Origin of the sequence: Streptomyces sp. NPDC093085, assembly GCF_040683935.1 — a bacterium.
GTDB lineage: Bacteria > Actinomycetota > Actinomycetes > Streptomycetales > Streptomycetaceae > Streptomyces.
The window spans coordinates 991,004-1,008,699 of sequence record NZ_JBFBFB010000001.1 but is presented as its reverse complement, the minus strand read 5'-3'; the positions used below and the strand labels follow the sequence as shown (position 1 = coordinate 1,008,699).

Below are 17,696 nucleotides of genomic sequence, written 5' to 3'. Positions count from 1 at the left end.
AGACAGTGGTGACGCTGGGTGCCGGCCGTGATGTCCATCCGGCCGGCACCCGTTCGAGACGGGGCGTATGCCGGATGGCTGGTGACCCTTGCAGTTCCTAACCTCGTATCATGATCTTTCATCGTTCATGGTTATCAGCTGCGGTGCTGGCGCTGGCTGTGTCATCTCCGCCCTCCGTCGCGGCTTCGGCCGCGCCACGCCCATCCGGCACGGCGTGGTCGGTGCAGCGTGACGCCGACGCGCTGCGGGATACCGGGGTCACCGGGGTGGCCGTCCGCCTGGAAACCCCACACAGGACGGTCACGGCCCGCTCCGGGGTGGGGGACCTGGCGACTCGCCGCCCGGTGGCAGCGGACGGCTACCTGCGTCTGGGCAGCACCACCAAGACGTTCGTCGCCACTGTCATGATGCAACTGGTAGGCGAAAAACGGATCTCCCTCGACCAGACAGTGGAGCAGCTGCTGCCCGGGGTCGTGTCCGGCGCTGGAAACGACGGCCGGACCATCACCGTCCGCGACCTGCTGCAGCACACCAGTGGCCTGTCCGACTACATCTACGATGTCTTCCCTGACCCCGGTACCCAGACCTACTTCGCCAACCGGTGGCGTGCCTACAAGCCCGAAGAGCTGGTGGACCTGGCCATGCGCCATGAGCCCGCCTTCCCGGCAGGCACCAACTGGGCGTACTCCAACACGAATTATGTGCTCGTCGGAATGATCATCGAGAAGATCACCGGCCGTACCTGGGAACAGCAGGTCCACGACCGCATCCTGCGCCCGCTCGGCCTGCGGCACACCGACACCCCCGGCACCTGGCCCTTCCTTCCGTATCCGCACACGGTCAACTACCAGCAGTTCACCGTGGACGGCCCGCTGGTCGACACCACGATCCCCTACCGTCCCTTCGACAGCGGGGCCGACGGCTCGATGACCGGCACGGCCCGCGACCTCAACCGCTTCTTCGCCGCACTGGCAAGCGGACACCTGTTGAAGCCCGCCGAACTCGCTGCCGTGCAGAGCACCGTGCCGGTACCGCAGAACAGCGGTCACCCGGAAGGCACCCGGGACGGCCTGGGCCTGTTCTTCACCCCCCTGTCCTGCGGCGGCGGCTACCTCGGGCACGGAGGAAGCGGCTTCGGATATGTCATCCGGGCAGCGACGACAACGGACGGTCGACGCACTATCACCGTCTCCGCGCACAGCCGCTCCGCGGACCCGCAGACCGCCGCCCGCCAGGAAGACGCCTTGCGCGACCTCATCGACCACGCTCTCTGCCGCACCACCTGAAAGCACCGTGGCCGGCGAAACTTGCGTAACGCCCCAGCGTCCGGGGCTTTCCTCGACTGCCCAGATCACGCTGCGCTGAGAGGGGGAGAGCGTCAGCCGAGAGTTGGGCCCCATAAGGCGGCTGATGGCCGGCAGGGTATCCGGCTCGCTCCCGCCTGGGCCGCGGCCTCTCCGGGGCTGCTGACGATGAGGCGAGCAGTGCGCACGTCGTCCGTGCGGAGGCGCTCGGCTTCCGCGAGGCGCTCTTGAGCCCGCTCGCGTTCGTACGCGGTCTCGTGGGTCGTGTCGGCCCGGGCATCGCGGGGGCCGCCCAGGGCGTCCCGGTGGGGGTCCGGCTCCGCTTCCACCCCGGTCATGACGACGAACCGGCAGTCGGGCATGATCGCCGGGTAGGCCACGTGGCTGACGATTTCGATCGTTCTGTATCCGAGGGTGGGAACAGTGACGAGGAAAACATGCCCGTCACGGTGCTCGACCAGGTGGCTGTCGCCTTCCCAGAGTTGCCGGATCTCGGGGATTTTCTTGACGTCCTCGATCAGTTGCAGGAGGTCTGCGTCGTCGCCGCGGGTGGTCAGCGCGAAACGGAGCATGCGCAGGAAAACACTGGCGTGCTTGTGCCAGTCATGGTAAGTAGCTCGCCCTTCGGCGCTGGTGAGGGCCCAGCGGATCAGATTGGCCCGGGGCTCCATCACCCACGGCCACAGCTCGGCCATCGCCTGGTTGTACGCGAGGATGTTCCAGTTGCGGTCGGACAGATACGTGGGTGAGGGCATCTGCCGGTCGATGAGCAGTCGCAGTATCCCGGTGACATAGATGACCTCTACCGATGGGTAATTGTTTACGCGTGAACCAGCCTTGCGGGCCATCTATGCACGTCCATCACCGAACCGGACATTCCCGCACGTCAGCAGCGCCTCCCCGACGGTAATCGGTAAATCTTTGCCGCTTTTCGAGCCCACCGCGAGAACGGCTGCAAGCACACGGTTCGACCTTTTCCAACAGGCCATCAGTTCATCCCATCCCCCTTACAGGGCAAGCGACTTGCGATCCCGCAAGCGACACAGAAGGCATTCCCCACCCTGGTGATCTTTGCGCGAAAACCGGGCATAATGGCGCCGTTGACGTCCTCTTATCGGCTTGGTTTAAATCACTCCGGGCAGCCGGTTCGGCACAGCGAAGCGACGAGAAGGGGCTCGGGGTGATCATTTCCATGAGGCCGGTGCGCGGCCCGACCGTACGCCTTGTCGCCGCTCGCCGTTTTCCCCCGCGCGCACGTCCGCCCCTGTGTTCGCGCTGTCGGCACGTCGGCAGTAGAGCCCGGTCAGGGACGCGTTCGGTTCCATACCCGTCCCGCCACTGGTGTCACGCTCTGTCACTTCTACGACAGCAGACGCCTCCCCCGGCCCCGTCGTGGACGCCGGCGGTCCCCGCCCGGCCCGAGCCGGCGCCGGCCGTGGACGACTTCCTCCCGGCGGAGCTTCGCGTCCCCAGCCACGACCAGCTCGACGGCCGGATGATGCCCTGGCCCTGGCCGCTCGTCCTCGACGGAGAGAGGGCCGCCTGCCCCGCATGCGGCACCTACCGCGACTGGCTCATCCTCTCCCCCCGTGACCAGGTAGGGCTGCGCTGCCGGGCAGGCCACCAGCACCACGAGAGACGGCTCGACACCGCCTGGTACAACCGCAACTCCGGGCCCACGGACGCGCACCACGCCACGTTCGAGGACGGCCTGCGCCACCTCGGACACTGACCACCACCCCTACGACCCGACCGGGCCAACGCGCCCGTACTGACCACCCGCCGCCCACCACCACAGGGGTCAGTTCATGCGCGTCCGCACCACCGCCACCACCCTCGTCCTCACCACCGCCCTCCTCGCCGTACCCGCCTGCTCCACCAACACCACCGGCTCCATCAGCCCCACGCCGGGGACCAGCGCCTCCACACCGGCCGGGACACCTGCCCGGGCGGACGAGAACGCCGCGCCGCTGTCGTCGGCCGCACTGGAGGCGCGTCTCCTCGACGAGGAAGACCTCGGCAGCGGCTACCTGCGTAAGCCACAGCACTCCGCCCGCCACGACGACGTCACCGTCGTCGGCTGCCCGGCCCTCGACGAACTGGGCGGCGGCGCGCCGACTGCCCGCAGGGGCTCCCAGACGCTCACGCCAGCGCATATGAGCGGTGCTGCGGCGGCCGGGTCAAGCCCGTCAGGCAGGTGGAACGCGAACTTCGCGCGCAAAACATACTCGCGGCTGTAGGCCCCCTTGGTCACGGTGCCGTCGACGCGGTCGGTGCGCCGGGTGTCACCATCGAGGAGCTGGACCTTGCCGGGCACCGCGCCCCGGTGAAGGCCAGGGTGCCCGCCCTCGTACGCGTCGCCACGGCGCCATCCGCGAAGACTTCGTTCTGGAGACGGTCTACTGGGACGCGGGCACCGCCCGCGGCTGCCGCCCCGCCTGCTCAAGGGCCGTACGCGCGGGCAGGTGTTCGCCACCCACCGCACGCCAGGCCCCGGCAAGGTCGTCAGCCCGCGCGACGTCTGCCGGACACTGGGCTCGCCCGGCTCTCCTACAGGCAGGCCCGGATGTTGCTGGACGAGCACACGGCCCTCAGCGGTGAGCCGGGCACGGGCTGGGGTCTGCTTGAGTGGCGACACTCCGGCCCGACCCACCTCGGCGAGGGAGGGGCGAGCCTGCTGATGCTGATGACGAAGTCCCGGCACAAGAAGGCGGAGAACGTACGGAAGTACTTCCACCCCTCCCCGAAGGTGATCGCCGAAGTTACCAGCCTGCTCGCGCCGGGCGATCGCCGACGCTCTCCGGGGCCGGTGTACGAGGTCGGCTAATGCATCAGCTCGGAGTGGGGGTGCTCTGGCGATACCGGACAGACGTAGAGCTGCAGGTCGTAGCCGCTGCCGATCCGGACGGCGGTCGGTTGCCTTGGAGCAGGGGTGGTGCCGAGGGGCGCGACGCGGGCATCGCGGAGGACGCGACCGCGGTCGTGCACCTCAATGCCTTGGGCGCGGAAGAAGTCGATCACGGCCTGGCCCTCCGGCCCAGCGTGGCTGGAGGACGGACTGGTGTGTTCTCGGTCTTCGCACACGTCGTTCGGGAGCCAACTGCTGTCGTCGTCGCCCTCGAACGTGGCGATGGTCAGTAGGGCATCCATGTCGCTGCCGCAGGCAGGGCAGAGCCGGGGGGTGGGGTCGGTGGCGCCCCAGCGAGGCCAACCGCCGACCTTCCAGCCGGGTGCGCCGGCCAACTCATGGTCGTAGAACAACTCCGAGGACGAAGCGTAGTCGTCCACATCCGTGACGGCTGTCTGCCATTCGCTCCACGTCCTGAGCTGCTCCCGGAGTTCCTTGCTCAACTCCAGGTGGTCGGGATATTCGGTGACCCGCTCCGGGTTGAGCAGGCACGGCTCGGGCAAGTAGCCGTCGGACCGCATCACGGGCGGTTCGGGGGGCGTGGTGAGGATGTCGGTGACCGTGGCTGCCGACCGCCAGAACAGCGCGGTCCTGGGCATGCTCGGGTGGTCGAATGGGCACCACAGGACCTGGAGCAGGTCAGCTCCTTCAGGTGGGTGCAGATCGGGCACGTCCCGTCGGTACAACTGGGCGACGGGCAGCATCGCTATGGAACCCTCATACGGGGCGAGCGCCGACGCCGGCCGATACTCCCGAGGGGGACGGATCCGCTGAAGGGTCTCCCGTTCCTGCGCGGTCAAGCTCCTGTCGCGCGAGGCGGCACGGATCTGCCGTTCCTGCCGCACGTCCGACGGGGGCAGGGCCGGGCGCGTTGTGTCCCTCACATGAGGTCCGTCGCAGTGCGGCCACGGCTCGTCGGCGGGCCATAGCAGCGGTCCGCCGATGGAACTGTCCCGCGGTGACGGAGACCCGGGCCGGGGGTGCAACCGGGTCGCCGTACGTGCCAGCGGGCCCAGTTGAGGGAAGAGCGCGGCGACGTCGAACGGCCGCGGTGGAGTGGTCGGAGTGCTGTTCATAGCCGCGATCTTGCCAACTCACTCTGACAACGCTCGCAGCCACCCCGGAGCAATCTCTCCCCAGGCGAAACCTTGCAGGGGTGAGCTGCACCTCTGAGGTACTCAAACCTTGCTTAGGTTCCCTGATTCGCCTCCAGTTTCGAGCCCGGCGAGACGGGTCGTCGGCGTCCTGCGCCGCTGACGACCCATCACCGAGTGTCATTCTTTCGTCGGCGGCGTCCGGATCGCGCAGCGGACGCAGGCCCCCGGGCAGGTCGAGGAGTTGGAAGGAATACCGGCCGAGCATGTCGATGTGATGGCAGACGAACGGGGAGAGGCGAGCCACGTCCTCGTCGCGAACATCGAACCCGTCCTCGCGCAGCTGAGTGACGGCGGCGTGCCCAGTTCACGCGCCCCGTCCAACCGGTCTGGCCCGAGCAGCAGTTCCAGCACTGCCGCCCCAGCCTCAGCAGTCAGCCACGCTTCGCGCCTCAGTGCGTCCGCCAAGGCCAGGCCATGAACTGCGATCGCCACCACTCGGGTGAGCAGGAACTCCGATAGCAGCATCGCGTCGCCGTGACGAGTACGCACGACACGGTCTTCCGCCTCGTCCCGGCACATCTGATACACCTGCTGCCACGTCGCAGCGAAGTCCTCGGCAAGAGCTGTACCGCTGACATGCCCAGCCGCGTGGTTATGGGCCAGGCCGATGCGGGCAGCGTTGATCTGCGGGCTGAACCGATCGTCGGGCCGCTGACCCCGGTCAAGGGCACCGGTCCCCGACTGGTCCCCAAGAATGATCAAGGGCCGGTTTCGGATGCCTCCGAAACCGGCCCTGACCTGCGACTGTCTCCAGTCGGGACGACAGGATTTGAACCTGCGACCCCTTGACCCCCAGTCAAGTGCGCTACCAAGCTGCGCCACGTCCCGATGCCCGCCTGACCTGGGATTTCCCTGGCCCGAACGCGCATGAGAACAATACCGCACTCCGGGTAGTGGTCACGAATCGCTTTCCGGGGGCGGCACGGAGTTGACCTCAAGTTCGCTGGAGGTTGCACCGTGGTCCGTATGACGATCACGACGACGACTTCGCCGGGGCGGGAACCGCTCCGGCGGCTGTACCGGCTCATGGCCCTGATGACCGGCGACGAGAAGCACGGACCCGCCGCGACCTCCACCCTGGACGCGCTCTGGGTGCTCTACGACCGGGTGCTGCGGGTGACGCCCGGGAGCGCCGAGGACGAGGGGCGGGACCGGTTCCTGCTCTCCAAGGGGCACGGGCCGATGGCGTACTACGCGGTGCTCGCGGCGAAGGGGTTCATCCCCGAGGAGGCGCTGCCCGGCTTCGGCTCGTACGACTCGCCGCTCGGCCACCACCCCGACCGCACCCTGCTCCCGGGCGTCGAGATCGGCAGCGGCTCGCTCGGACACGGGCTGCCGCTCGCCGTGGGCAGCGCGCTCGGACTGCGGGCGCGGGGGCTCACCGGGCCGCGCGTCTGGGTGCTGATCGGGGACGCGGAGCTGGACGAGGGGAGCAACCACGAGGCGATCGCCTACGCCGGGTCCGCGCGGCTCGACCGGCTCCACACGCTCGTGATCGACAACGGCTCCGCGACCCACGGCTGGCCCGGCGGGATCGCCTCCCGGTTCACGGCGGCCGGCTGGTCGGCCACGACCGTCGACGGACGGGACCACGAGGCGCTGTACGCGGCCTGCGCCGCGCCGCACCCCGGGCGGCCCCATGCGGTCGTCGCCCGCGTCGAGCCCAAGTCCTGACCCGGGCGCCGGCGCCACGCGCCCGCGGAACCCGCCCGTACCACGACCACAGAGAGGCACCCTCGTGGACACCATGCGTGACCGTTTCATCTCCACCACCTCCCTCCTCCTCGACGAGGACCCGCGCCTCGCGGTCGTCCTCGCCGAGATCAGCGGCGACGGCTTCGAGGCGGCGCGGCGCCGCCACCCCGACCGGGTGATCAATGTCGGGATCCGCGAACAGCTCTTGGTCGGCGTGGGCGGCGGGCTCGCGCTCGCGGGGCTGCGGCCGGTCGTGCACACTTTCGCCAGCTTCCTGGTCGAGCGCCCCTTCGAGCAGGTCAAACTGGACTTCGGCCACCAGGGCGTGGGCGGGGTCCTGGTGAGCGCGGGGGCGTCGTACGACTGGCCGGCCGGCGGCTTCACCCATATGGCCCCCGGCGATGTGGCGCTGCTGGACACCCTCGACGGCTGGACCGTGCATGTCCCGGGCCACCCCGACGAGGCCGAGGCGCTGCTGCGGGACGCCGTCGCCGGGGACGACCGGGTCTACGTGCGGCTCTCGCTCCAGAGCAACCGTCTCCCGTACGACGTCACCCGGAACGGGGCCGGAAGGGGGAACGGGGCCGGGGCGGGCTTCGGGCTCACCACCGTGCGCGAGGGGCGCGCCGGGGTCGTCGTCGCCGTCGGGCCCCTGCTGGAGAACGTCCTGGCGGCGACGGAGGGCCTGGACACGACCGTGCTGTACGCCGCGACCGTACGGCCCTTCGACGCCGCCGCCCTCCGCCGCGCCGTGGCCGCCACGGACCGGGCCGATGTGGTGCTCGTGGAGCCGTATCTCGCCGGGACCTCCACCGCCGCCGCCAACGACGCGCTCGCCGAGACCCCGCACCGGGTGCTGGGGCTCGGCGTGGCCCGCCGTGAGCTGCGCCGTTACGGCACCCTGGACGAGCATGTCGCGGCACACGGCCTCGACCCGGCGGGGCTGCGCGGGCGGATCTCGGCGTTCCTGGCGCGCTGACGCCGCGCCGGAGGGACCCTGGAGGCGGTACGACATCCGAGGGGGACCGGAGGGACCAGGAAGAACCGGGGGTATCCGGGGGGAGCGAGGAGAGTACGCCATGGCCGCGACCCCGACCGCACGGACCGCCACCACCGTCACACCCGGCGCGGAGCTGCTGGTCGACGCCTTCGGCCGGGTCCGCGAGTGCGTCCACGAGGCGGTCGACGGGCTCGCCCCCGACGAGCTGGAGGTACGGCTCGACGACGGGGCGAACTCGATCGGCTGGCTCGTGTGGCATCTGACCCGGATCCAGGACGACCACATCGCGGACGCCGCCGGTACGGAGCAGGTGTGGACGGCGGACGGCTGGCGCGGGCGGTTCGGGCTGCCGTTCCCGCCGGGCGCCACGGGGTACGGGCACACCGCACGCGAGGTGGCCCGGCTCGGCGGGGTCACGGCCGAGCTGCTGTCCGGGTACCACGACGCCGTGCACGCCAGGACGGTCGCGTACGTCGCCGCCCTGACCGACGCGGACCTCGCCCGGATCGTGGACACGGCGTGGAATCCGCCGGTCACCCTCGGCGTACGGCTGGTCAGCGTCGTCTCCGACGACCTCCAGCACGCGGGGCAGGCGGCGTTCGTACGCGGGTGGCTGGAGCGCCCGTGACCCGGCGCCCCGTAACCGCGTAATCCCATAACCCCGCGACCCGGTGGCCCCGGCCCGACGGCCCGCACCCGTGTGAACGCGGGAAACAGGTGTGCCGGGAGCGACCGGTGGGAATGCCGCCGTACGGCCCCGAGTCACCCCGCAGCAGAGAGGCGCGCCCCACCATGAAGACCCGCCGCATCGGAAACGTCGACGTCAGCGCCATCGGCCTGGGCGCCATGCCGATGTCCATCGAGGGCCGGCCCGACGAGGCCCGCTCCCTCGCCACCCTGCACGCCGCGCTGGACGCCGGCGTCACCCTGATCGACACCGCCGACGCCTACCACCTCCTCGCCACCGACGTCGGCCACAACGAGACCCTGATCGCCAAGGCCCTCGCCTCCCACCCGCGCGGCTCCGAGGTCCTGGTCGCCACGAAGGGCGGCCATCTGCGGCCCGGGGACGGTTCCTGGACGGTGGACGGCTCCCCCGCGCATCTGCGGAGGGCCTGCGAGGCGTCGCTCGGGCGGCTCGGGGTGGAGGCGATCGGGCTGTACCAGTTCCACCGCCCCGACCCGGAGGTGCCGTACGAGGAGTCGGTCGGCGCGCTCCGCGACCTGCTCGACGAGGGCAAGATTCTCCAGGCCGGGATCTCGAACGCTAACCCGGAGCAGATCCGGACGGCGAACGCGATACTCGGCGGCCGGCTGGTCTCCGTACAGAACCAGTTCTCGCCCGCGTTCCGTTCCAGCGAACCGGAGTTGGAGCTCTGCGCGGAGCTGGGCATCGCGTTCCTGCCCTGGAGCCCGTTCGGCGGGATCCGCGGCGCGGGTGAACTCGGCTCCGCCCACGCCCCGTTCGCCCGGGTCGCGGCGGCGCACGGGGTGAGCCCGCACCGGGTCTGCCTGGCCTGGATGCTCGCCAAGTCGCCCACCGTGGTGCCGATCCCGGGCTCCAGCCGGCCGGAGACGATCACCGACTCGGTGGCGGCGGCAGACCTCGAACTCACCCCGGCCGAGATGGCCGAGCTGGACGCGGCCTGACCACCACCGGCTCCGGGCCCGACCGGAGGGGGGTGGCCACCGTGCGGTCCACGGCGGCCACCCTCCGGGCGGACGGCGCTACTTTGAAGACAGGCCCTAGAGGATCCCGCCCTCCCGGCGCTGGAGCTGCGCCATCAGCTGCGCCGCACACGCCTTGATCGTGTCGAGCCCGCTCCGCCCCCACCGCCGTGGCTCCGTGTCGGCCACGCAGACGGTGCCGAGCGCCAGGCCCGTACGGTCGATGAGGGGCGCCCCGAGGTAGGAGCGGATACCGGTCTCGTCCACCAGCGCGTTCCCGGCGAAGCGGGGGAAGTCGCGGACGTCCTCCAGGACCAGCGCCTTGCGCCGTACCACCACATACGGGCAGTAGCCGTGGTCCCGGGACTTCACGCGCCCCGCCGGGCCGCCCTGGGGCGTATGGAGTCCGGCGAAGAACTGCCGTGTCTCGTCGAGGAAGTTGACCATCGCGTACGGGGCGCTGGTGAGCTGCGCCATCTGCTCGGCGAAGTCGTCCAGGGCCGGTTCCGCGCGGGCGCCGAGGCCCAGTCCGCGCAGCCGCGCCATCCGTTCGGGCGCCTCCTGGTCGACGGGGGTCAGTAAGAGCCGGGCGATCGGGTCGTACCTCATCGGGTCGTACCTCATCGGCCGCCGCTTTCCGGGTGCTCCCGCGCGGGCGCGAGCGCCAGCGGGCCGCGTTCCGGCCCGCGTACCGGCGCGGGCCCCGGCACGGGCACGGGTTCGGGCGGCGGAGGGGGTGGCGCGGTCAGCAGGTGCTGGACGAGGGTGACCAGCGTCCGGATGCCCGAGCTGGCGATACGGGCGTCGCAGAGCACGATGGGCACCTCCGGGTTGAGGTCTATCGCGGCCCGTACCTCCTCCGCTTCGTACCGGTAGGCACCGTCGAACTCGTTGACGGCGACGACGAACCCGATGCCGCGCTGCTCGAAGAAGTCGACGGCGGAGAAGGAGTATTCGAGCCGCCGGGTGTCGGCGAGCACGATGGCGCCGAGCGCGCCCCGGGAGAGTTCGTCCCACATGAACCAGAACCGCTCCTGTCCGGGCGTGCCGAAGAGGTAGAGCACATGGCGGTCGTCGAGGGTGAGCCGGCCGAAGTCCATCGCGACGGTCGTGGAGGTCTTGGCCTCGACGCCGGTCAGGTCGTCGGTCGCGGCGCTGACCTGGGTCAGCAGCTCCTCGGTGCTGAGCGGCGCGATCTCGCTGACCGCGCCGACGAAGGTGGTCTTGCCGACCCCGAACCCGCCGGCCACCAGGACCTTCAGCGCGGTGGGAAAGGGCTGGACGGGGGCGCCGGAGGGAGCGGGAGAGAGCGGGGTGGGGTCAGAGCTGTCGTCGTAGACCATCGAGCACTGCCTCCAGCAGCAAACGGTCGGTGGGGTGGAAGCGTTCCGGTGTCCGTGCGGTGATCGCCCCGCACTCGACCAGATCGGAGAGGAGGACCTTGGCCACGGTCACGGGCAGCCGGAGCTGCGCGGCGATCTCGGCGACGGAGACCGGCCCCGCGCAGAGGCCGACGGCCTGGGTGTGTTCGGGGCCGAAGTGCGGCTGGGGCGCCGTCCCGGTGGAGATGACCAGCGTGAGCAGGTCCAGGGCGGCGGTCGGCCGGGTCCGGCCGCCGCTCACGGTGTACGGACGGATGAGCCGGCCCGCCGCGTCGTCGAGCCACGGCCCGTCCGTGGAGAGCGGCACGGTCACCCGGTGCCGCCCGGTGCCGCTCCTGCGCCATGCCGCAGCGGTGTCGCCAGATACGGCCGTACGCTCTTGACCAGCATCGCCATCTCGTAACCGAGCACGGCGGCGTCCGCCTCGCGGCCCGCGAGCACGGCGAGACAGGTGCCGGACCCGGCGGTGGAGACGAAGAGCAGGGTGGAGTCCAGCTCCACCACCACCTGCCGGACCTCGCCGCCGTCGCCGAAGCGGATCCCGGCGCTCCGGCCCAGCGAGTAGAGGCCGGAGGCGAGCGCCGCCATGTGGTCGGCGCTGTCGGGGTCGAGGCCGTGGACGGATCTCACCAGGCCGTCGGAGGAGAGCAGCACCGCGCTCCGGGTGAACGGGACTCGCTGGACCAGGCCGCTGAGCAGCCAGTCGAGGTCGGAGGCGCGGCCGGTCGGCGCATCGCTCGCCATGGTGAATCTACTCCTTGGGGGTGGTGTCGTGGCGCGGTGTTCCCGGCGTTCCCGGCGGGCCGTGCGGGGGCGGCGCCGCTCCGGCGGGCCGGTCGAGGGGCCGGGTGACCGGCTGGGCCTCGGCGAGGACGATGCCGCGCCGGAAGGCGGCCATCAGACCGGGGTCGTGGAGCGCGTCCTCCCCGCCGGGCGGCGGTACGGGGCCGTTCCTGAGCTGCGGTACGAGGTGTTCCTGCCCTCTGCGCCGGGGCAGTACGGGCCGGCTCGCCGCCCCGCGCACCGGGGAGCCGCCGCCCGCGCCCGCGGCTCCGTTTCCGGGCATGGTTCCGGCTCCGTTTCCGGGCATAGTTCCAGCTCCGCCGCCGCCCACCGGCCGGACCGGGATCTCCGGGGCGGGCGGCGGCTCGGCCCCCGCGGCGTGCCGGGCGCCGGGGCGCGCGTCGGCGGGGGTGGGCCGCTCGGTACCGGCGCTCCGTACGGGCAGCGGCGCGGGCCCACCGGCGGGCGCGGGCGGAACCGAAGGCCGCCGAGCCGGAGGGGACGGTGGCGCAGGCGGTGGCGGAGGCGGAGACGGTACGGGGGCGTACCCGCCGCCCGCGCCCACCGGCCCCCCGGGAAGCCGCTCCCCGGCGGCCTGCCCGTTCCCCCGTGCGGCGCCCTGCCCGGTCCGCTCCCCGGCGGCCTCCTGGGCGCCGTCGGCCCCGGCCCCGGCAGCCCCCAGGAGCCCCGGTGGCAGGACCACGACGGCCTGGAGCCCCCCGTAGATGTTGGCCTGGAGCCGGACCGCCGCGCCGTGCCTGCGGGCCAGCGCGGCGACCACGTACAGGCCGATCCGCCCGTCCTGGAGGAGGTGCGCGACATTGACCTGGTCCGGGTCGGCGAGGAGCGCGTTCATCCGCTTCTGCTCGGTGGGGTCCATGCCGAGTCCCCGGTCCTCCACCTCGACCGCGAGCCCGGCCGTCACCTGCTGGGCGCGGAGCAGCACTTGGGTGTGGGGGGAGGAGTACACCGTGGCGTTCTCGATGAGTTCGGCCAGCAGGTGGATGATGTCCGCGACGGCGTGGCCGCGCACGGTCCCCTCGATCGGCGGGACGAGCTTGACCCGTGGGTACTGTTCGACCTCGGCGATCGCCGAGCGGAGCACCTCGGTCAGGGCGACGGGCCTGCTCCACTGGCGCCGGGAGACGGCGCCGCCGAGGACGGCCAGGTTCTCCGCGTGGCGGCGGATCCGGGTGGCGAGGTGGTCGACGTGGAAGAGGCCCTTCAGCAGCTCCGGGTCCTCGACCTCGTTCTCCAGGTCGTCCAGGAGCTGGATCTCGCGGTGGACGAGGGACTGGAGGCGGCGGGCCAGGTTGACGAAGACCTCCACCTTCTGTTCGTCGCCGACGCTGCTGGAGAACCGGGAGGCCTGGACGACGGCGTCCACGGCGGCCTCGCGCGAGCGGGTGAGCTCGGCGGCGAGCTGGTCGAACTCGTCGTCGCCCCGGCCGGTTCCCGCCGGGGTCCTGGCGGGCGGCGCCGGGCGGGCGGCGAGCCCTTCCCCCTTCCTCAACTGTTCGACGACGGTACGGAGTTCGGCCTGCCCCCGGGCGCTGTAGCGGCGCAGTGCGGTGCACCGGGCGAGGACGTCACGGGCGGTGCGCTCCGCTCCGAGGGCCGCGACGGCGATGGCGGCGAAGGCGATGAGCGCCGTGCCGAACAGGGCCGCCCAGACCGGGGCGGTGGGCTCGGCGCGGGTGGAGCGCAAGACGAGCGCGACGGCGGCGGCCCCACTCAGGGCGGCGACTATCGCGGGCAGGACGGCGGTGCGCAGGAGTTCGGCGCGCAGGAGGTAGGGCCGTATACGGGCGTCGGGCGGGGTCGCCGCGCCCGGGCGGGCCGTGGCGACGGGCGAGCGGGAGCCGGGACGGACGTGCCGTCCGCCCTCCCGGCGCTCGGGCCGCGCGGCGGGTGCGCGAAGGTGAGACATCTGTGTCCTCGGTACGTGGGGCCCCAGGATCGGCATCGTGCTGGTGCTGGTGCGGAGGTGGTTCTGACGGTTCACGGCACGGCGGGAGGACCGGCGCACGCCGGAAAAGCCCTCCGTTGATCACCGAGCACACACGGTAGTCGCCAAGCGGTCATTCATGGCGGGCAGTTGACAAAGTTGCCCACAGAGCGTCCCGCTCCGGTATGAGGCATCGCACATCAGCCCGAAATAACCCACGGCCGACATGCGTTCGGCCCGGGGCGGGACCGCCCCGGGCCGAACGTCTTTGGTACGGACGCCGCCTGTCCCGCGCTAGCCGGCCGGGAGGATCACCGAGCGGGTCAGATGGCGCGGGGTGTCCGGGTCGAGTCCGCGCCGCCGCGCCAGCGCGAGGGCGAGGCGCTGGACCCGTACCAGCTCGGCCAGCGGGTCGAGTTCGCCGGCCACCCAGAGGCCGCCGGTGGCCGCGACCTGCCCGGCGAGGCCGTCGGGGGCCGCGCCGAGCATCCAGGTCGCGGTGCCCGCCGTGGTGATGCTGATGGGACCGTGCCGGTACTCCATCGCCGGATACGCCTCGGTCCAGGAGAGCGACGCCTCCCGCATCTTGAGGGCGGCCTCCTCGGCGAGCCCGACCGACCAGCCCCGGCCGAGGAAGGTGAACTGGGTGCACCCGGTGAGCCCGTCGGGCAGCGGCAGCGCGAGCGCGGTCTCGCCGTCGGCGGCCACGGCGTCCGTGTGCAGCCCGAGCCGGGCCCTGAGCAGGGTGAGGGCGGTGGTGGCGAACCGGGTCTGGACGACGGAGCGTTCGTCGGCGAAGCCGAGGACGACCAGCTCGTCCGCGGCGTCCCGGACCGGTGTGGCCGGGTCGGCGGTGACCGCGGTCGTACGGGCGGTACCGCGCACCGCGGCGAGCAGGGCGAGCACCTCGGTGGTGGTCCCGGAGCGGGTCAGCGCCACGATCCGGTCGTAGCGGCGGCCCGAGGGGTACTCGGAGGCGGCGAAGGCGTCGGTCTCGCCCTGCCCGGCGGACTCCCGGAGGGCGGCGTAGGCGCGCGCCATGAAGTACGAGGTGCCGCAGCCGACGACGGCGACCCGCTCCCCGGGCGCGGGCAGCGCAGCCCCCACCCCCTCGTCGGCGGCGAGCGCGGCGGCCCGGCGCCAGCAGGCGGGCTGGTCGGCCAGTTCGGTCTCCACATGTGTCGCCTGGGCCATGCGTGTCTCCGCTTCCCCGGTCCGCCGGGGCGATCCCCGGGCAGAGTGATTTTTTCTGCATGCTAGGGGAGCGTTCCGAGCATTACCAAGCATTCAGCGTGCGCGATAGGCTCAGGGCCCCACCCGTTCCCGTACGACGAATCGGTCCCGCACGACGACTCGTTCCCGTACGGCCTCCGAGAAGGACGGCGGTGATGCGGTGAACCGCCACGAGCGGCACACGGCCCTGCTGGAGCTGCTGGCCGAGCGGCACCGGGTCGAGGTCGAGCCCGTCGCCGCCGAACTGGGCGTCTCCGTGGCGACCGTACGGCGGGATCTGGACCACCTGGCGGAGCAGCGGCTCCTCACCCGTACCCGGGGCGGGGCCGTGGCCCACTCCGTCGCGTACGAACTGCCCCTGCGGTACAAGGCGGTGCGCCGCGCCGCCGAGAAGGAGCGCATCGCGCGGGCGGCCGCCGCACTGGTCGAGCCGGGCATGGTGGTCGGGGTGAACGGCGGCACGACGACCACCGAGGTGGCCCGCGCCCTCGCCACCCGGGCCGACCTGCGGGGCTCGCCGGAAGAACCGGCGTTCACCCTGGTCACGAACGCCCTGAACATCGCCCATGAACTGGCGGTGCGGCCCCATGTCAAGACCGTGACCACGGGCGGCGTCGCGATGCACCACTCCTACGAACTGGTCGGCCCGCTGACCCGGCACATCCTGGCCGAGGTCAGCCTGGACCTCGCCTTCCTCGGTGTGGACGCGGTGGACGCGCGGGAGGGCGCGAGCGCGCACAGCGAACACGAGGCGAGCGTCAACGCCCTGCTCGCCGAACGGGCGCGGCGGCTGGTCGTCGTGGCGGACAGCTCGAAGCTGGGCGCCCGCGCCTTCGCCAGGATCTGCCCGCCCGGCGCCATCGCCACCCTGATCACGGACACCGGGGCCGACGGCAGGACCGCGGGCTTCACGGAGCTGGGCGTCACGGTCGTCATGGTCTGACGTACGCCCCGCCGCCGCCCCGTACGCCGGTCGTACGCCCCGTACGCCGCCGCCCCGTCCCCCGTTACGCCGCGCCCCCTCCCCCGTGCGCGGTGGGCTACGCGGGCGAGGTGCTGTCGGCCGTCTCCTCCGCCTTCCCCGTCGGCTCCGCGCCCGGCCGGGCCGGCTCGGTCTCCCGGGTCTGGGCGCCCGAGGCGACCAGGGCGTCCTGGGCGGCCTTCGGGTACTCCGGCCAGCCGCCGGGCGGGGTGGCGGCCACCGAGCGCCACCACGGGGCGTCGGGGACGGTGTCGCCGGTGGGCTCGAAGGGCTCCCCGGGGCGCGGCAGGGCGACATCGGCGCCGGCTCCGGCGGCGGCCTCCACGGTGCCCTCGCCCGGCTCGGCCCACGGGTGCGGGGCGAGGTTGAAGGTGCCCCAGTGGATCGGCAGCATCACCCCGGAGGGCCGGCCGCCCTGGAGATCCAGGTGGGCGCGCATCCCCTCGGCGGGGGTCATGTGAATGTCGGGCCAGTACTCGCTGTACGCGCCGATCTGGATCATCGTGGCGTCGAACGGGCCGTGCTCGGCGCCGATCTCCTGGAAGCCGGGGAAGTACCCGGTGTCCCCGCTGTGGTAGATCCGGTGGTCGGGCCCGGCGGCGACCCAGGAGGCCCAGAGGGTGTGCTGCTGGTTGCGGATCCCGCGCCCGCAGAAGTGGCGCGCGGGGGTCGCGGTGAGGCGGATCCCGGCGACCTCCGTGGACTCGTTCCAGTCCAGCTCGCGCAGGCGGGACGGGTCCACGCCCCAGCTCTCCAGGTGCGCCCCGACCCCCAGGGGCACCGCGAAGAGGGTGTCCGTCGTGGCGAGGGAGCGGATGGTGGGCAGGTCGAGGTGGTCGTAGTGGTCGTGGGAGATCACCACCACGTCGACCGGCCCGAGCGAGGCGAGCGGCACGGGGGCGGGGTGCAGCCGCTTCGGTCCCGCGAAGGAGAAGGGCGAGCAGCGCGCGCCCCACACCGGGTCGAAGAGCACCCGGCGGCCGTCGATCTCGGCGAGGACGCTCGAATGCCCCATCCAGGTGAGCCGGAGTCCGGAGGCGGGGGGCGTGGCGAGGTCGGCGAGGGTCGTCGGGTGGACCGGGATGGTGCCGATCGGGGAGCGCCGGGCGCGCGCCTCCTTCTCGAAGTAGATCTTCGCGAACTCCATCCCGGAGGCCCCGGAAGGTCTGGTCCTGGCACCCACGGGGTTCTGGAACACCCCGTCGGCGAAGTTCGGCGAGCGGTGGATCCGCTCCAGCCTCTCCCCCGCCGAGTCGGCCCCGAAGGCAGCGGGTCGCAGCGAGCGCAGCCGGGAGCGCAACGAAAGGGGGGAACCAGCGCCTGTCACAGCACCTCCTGGAGGTTCGGTGTTGTCCCATTATGTCCGGGAGCATCTGTCGGCGCGGGACGAATTGACCGCATGCGATCGCTCCCGTCCCGTGCCCGTCACGCCCCTCCAACGTTCGGCACCCTCCCGGGGATTCCCGTCTCCGGGCACCGATCCGACGGATTCCGCCGGGCCGCCCGGCGGCCGGTCCCGGCGCCTTCGCCGGGGCCGGAGCGTACGGCCATACTGGGGCGGCCGGACCGACCGCACCGCGAAAGGGATACCGTGACGCAGCCGCAGACCGATCAGAACGACCGGTTCCACCACGAT

General features: G+C 72.0%; 15 protein-coding genes, 1 tRNA gene and 4 pseudogenes. 8 read left to right on the top strand and 12 right to left on the bottom strand.

Annotated features, from left to right (window positions below):
* Positions 1 to 110: 110 nt before the first annotated feature.
* The gene (locus AB0O07_RS04175; protein ID WP_365626469.1) at positions 111 to 1,286 is read left to right on the top strand and encodes a serine hydrolase domain-containing protein; all 1,176 of its coding nucleotides are present in this window, start codon (positions 111 to 113) and stop codon (positions 1,284 to 1,286) included.
* A gap of 92 nt (positions 1,287 to 1,378) precedes the next feature.
* Here AB0O07_RS04175 and AB0O07_RS04170 read toward each other — a convergent pair whose 3' ends face one another.
* A complete protein-coding gene (locus tag AB0O07_RS04170) occupies positions 1,379 to 2,152 on the bottom strand; it encodes a hypothetical protein (protein WP_365626466.1) in 774 nt (257 codons plus the stop codon).
* Between the two features lie 503 nt (positions 2,153 to 2,655).
* On the opposite strand from AB0O07_RS04170, the gene AB0O07_RS04165 reads away from it, so the two are divergent.
* Entirely contained in the window at positions 2,656 to 3,036 is a 381-nt protein-coding gene (locus AB0O07_RS04165) for a hypothetical protein (protein WP_365627991.1), read from the top strand.
* 381 nt (positions 3,037 to 3,417) lie between these two features.
* Here the strand turns inward: AB0O07_RS04165 and AB0O07_RS04160 are convergent.
* Positions 3,418 to 3,579 (bottom strand): annotated as a pseudogene (locus AB0O07_RS04160) (NAD(P)-dependent alcohol dehydrogenase); the annotation flags it as partial.
* A gap of 6 nt (positions 3,580 to 3,585) precedes the next feature.
* Between AB0O07_RS04160 and AB0O07_RS04155 the strand changes: the two are divergent.
* Positions 3,586 to 4,131 (top strand): annotated as a pseudogene (locus AB0O07_RS04155) (site-specific integrase); the annotation flags it as partial.
* Here the strand turns inward: AB0O07_RS04155 and AB0O07_RS04150 are convergent.
* The 3 genes and pseudogenes from AB0O07_RS04150 to AB0O07_RS04140 all read right to left on the bottom strand — a co-directional run bounded on the left by AB0O07_RS04150 (position 4,128) and on the right by AB0O07_RS04140 (position 6,197).
* On the bottom strand, positions 4,128 to 4,811 hold the full coding sequence (locus AB0O07_RS04150) for a hypothetical protein (protein ID WP_365626463.1): 684 nt from the start codon (positions 4,809 to 4,811) through the stop codon (positions 4,128 to 4,130). The pseudogene AB0O07_RS04155 and the gene AB0O07_RS04150 sit on opposite strands and share 4 nt — an antisense overlap.
* 700 nt (positions 4,812 to 5,511) lie before the next feature.
* A pseudogene (locus AB0O07_RS04145) lies at positions 5,512 to 5,664 on the bottom strand (Tn3 family transposase); the annotation flags it as partial.
* A 459-nt stretch (positions 5,665 to 6,123) separates the two neighbouring features.
* A tRNA-Pro gene (locus AB0O07_RS04140) sits at positions 6,124 to 6,197 on the bottom strand.
* A 138-nt stretch (positions 6,198 to 6,335) separates the two neighbouring features.
* Between AB0O07_RS04140 and AB0O07_RS04135 the strand changes: the two genes are divergently transcribed.
* The 4 genes from AB0O07_RS04135 to AB0O07_RS04120 all read left to right on the top strand — a co-directional run bounded on the left by AB0O07_RS04135 (position 6,336) and on the right by AB0O07_RS04120 (position 9,714).
* Entirely contained in the window at positions 6,336 to 7,043 is a 708-nt protein-coding gene (locus AB0O07_RS04135; protein ID WP_365626460.1) for a transketolase, read from the top strand.
* Between the two features lie 64 nt (positions 7,044 to 7,107).
* Positions 7,108 to 8,043, top strand: a complete 936-nt coding sequence (locus AB0O07_RS04130) for a transketolase (RefSeq protein ID WP_365626458.1) — start codon at positions 7,108 to 7,110, stop codon at positions 8,041 to 8,043.
* A 100-nt stretch (positions 8,044 to 8,143) separates the two neighbouring features.
* Positions 8,144 to 8,692, top strand: coding sequence for a DinB family protein (locus AB0O07_RS04125; RefSeq protein ID WP_365626455.1), 549 nt, complete (start codon positions 8,144 to 8,146; stop codon positions 8,690 to 8,692).
* Positions 8,693 to 8,856: 164 nt separating this feature from the next.
* On the top strand, positions 8,857 to 9,714 hold the full coding sequence (locus tag AB0O07_RS04120) for an aldo/keto reductase (RefSeq protein ID WP_365626452.1): 858 nt from the start codon (positions 8,857 to 8,859) through the stop codon (positions 9,712 to 9,714).
* 96 nt (positions 9,715 to 9,810) lie between these two features.
* Here AB0O07_RS04120 and AB0O07_RS04115 read toward each other — a convergent pair whose 3' ends face one another.
* From AB0O07_RS04115 to AB0O07_RS04090, 6 genes and pseudogenes are all read right to left on the bottom strand, one after another.
* Positions 9,811 to 10,341 carry a GAF domain-containing protein gene (locus AB0O07_RS04115; RefSeq protein ID WP_365626449.1) on the bottom strand — a complete coding sequence of 177 codons (531 nt, stop codon included), beginning with the start codon at positions 10,339 to 10,341 and terminating at the stop codon, positions 9,811 to 9,813.
* Between the two features lie 137 nt (positions 10,342 to 10,478).
* Positions 10,479 to 11,075: pseudogene (locus AB0O07_RS04110) on the bottom strand (ATP/GTP-binding protein); the annotation flags it as partial.
* On the bottom strand, positions 11,053 to 11,421 hold the full coding sequence (locus tag AB0O07_RS04105; RefSeq protein ID WP_365626446.1) for a DUF742 domain-containing protein: 369 nt from the start codon (positions 11,419 to 11,421) through the stop codon (positions 11,053 to 11,055). The gene AB0O07_RS04105 and the pseudogene AB0O07_RS04110, both read right to left, overlap by 23 nt.
* Positions 11,422 to 11,423: 2 nt before the next feature.
* Positions 11,424 to 11,858 (bottom strand): roadblock/LC7 domain-containing protein, encoded by a 435-nt coding sequence (locus AB0O07_RS04100; protein ID WP_365626443.1) that lies wholly within the window; start codon positions 11,856 to 11,858, stop codon positions 11,424 to 11,426.
* 7 nt (positions 11,859 to 11,865) lie between these two features.
* Positions 11,866 to 13,827 carry an ATP-binding protein gene (locus AB0O07_RS04095; RefSeq protein ID WP_365626440.1) on the bottom strand — a complete coding sequence of 654 codons (1,962 nt, stop codon included), beginning with the start codon at positions 13,825 to 13,827 and terminating at the stop codon, positions 11,866 to 11,868.
* Between the two features lie 312 nt (positions 13,828 to 14,139).
* Positions 14,140 to 15,039, bottom strand: a complete 900-nt coding sequence (locus tag AB0O07_RS04090) for a sugar isomerase (RefSeq protein WP_365626437.1) — start codon at positions 15,037 to 15,039, stop codon at positions 14,140 to 14,142.
* A 199-nt stretch (positions 15,040 to 15,238) separates the two neighbouring features.
* Here AB0O07_RS04090 and AB0O07_RS04085 point away from each other — a divergent pair, with 199 nt between their 5' ends.
* Complete coding sequence (locus tag AB0O07_RS04085; RefSeq protein ID WP_365626435.1) at positions 15,239 to 16,021, top strand: DeoR/GlpR family DNA-binding transcription regulator; 783 nt, start codon at positions 15,239 to 15,241, stop codon at positions 16,019 to 16,021.
* 97 nt (positions 16,022 to 16,118) lie between these two features.
* On the opposite strand, the gene AB0O07_RS04080 is transcribed toward AB0O07_RS04085, so the two are convergent.
* On the bottom strand, positions 16,119 to 17,387 hold the full coding sequence (locus tag AB0O07_RS04080) for an MBL fold metallo-hydrolase (RefSeq protein WP_365626432.1): 1,269 nt from the start codon (positions 17,385 to 17,387) through the stop codon (positions 16,119 to 16,121).
* Positions 17,388 to 17,696 lie beyond the last annotated feature (309 nt).

What these genes read in the sequence shown, in the direction of transcription:
- AB0O07_RS04135 (WP_365626460.1), top strand. Translation starts at nt 6,336, where the DNA reads ATGACGATCACGACGACGACTTCGCCGGGGCGGGAACCGCTCCGGCGG.
- AB0O07_RS04120 (WP_365626452.1), top strand. Translation starts at nt 8,857, where the DNA reads ATGAAGACCCGCCGCATCGGAAACGTCGACGTCAGCGCCATCGGCCTG.
- AB0O07_RS04175 (WP_365626469.1), top strand. Translation starts at nt 111, where the DNA reads ATGATCTTTCATCGTTCATGGTTATCAGCTGCGGTGCTGGCGCTGGCT.
- AB0O07_RS04100 (WP_365626443.1), bottom strand. Translation starts at nt 11,858, where the DNA reads ATGGCGAGCGATGCGCCGACCGGCCGCGCCTCCGACCTCGACTGGCTG.
- AB0O07_RS04090 (WP_365626437.1), bottom strand. Translation starts at nt 15,039, where the DNA reads ATGGCCCAGGCGACACATGTGGAGACCGAACTGGCCGACCAGCCCGCC.
- AB0O07_RS04170 (WP_365626466.1), bottom strand. Translation starts at nt 2,152, where the DNA reads ATGGCCCGCAAGGCTGGTTCACGCGTAAACAATTACCCATCGGTAGAG.
- AB0O07_RS04115 (WP_365626449.1), bottom strand. Translation starts at nt 10,341, where the DNA reads ATGAGGTACGACCCGATCGCCCGGCTCTTACTGACCCCCGTCGACCAG.
- AB0O07_RS04095 (WP_365626440.1), bottom strand. Translation starts at nt 13,827, where the DNA reads ATGTCTCACCTTCGCGCACCCGCCGCGCGGCCCGAGCGCCGGGAGGGC.
- AB0O07_RS04125 (WP_365626455.1), top strand. Translation starts at nt 8,144, where the DNA reads ATGGCCGCGACCCCGACCGCACGGACCGCCACCACCGTCACACCCGGC.
- AB0O07_RS04150 (WP_365626463.1), bottom strand. Translation starts at nt 4,811, where the DNA reads ATGCCCAGGACCGCGCTGTTCTGGCGGTCGGCAGCCACGGTCACCGAC.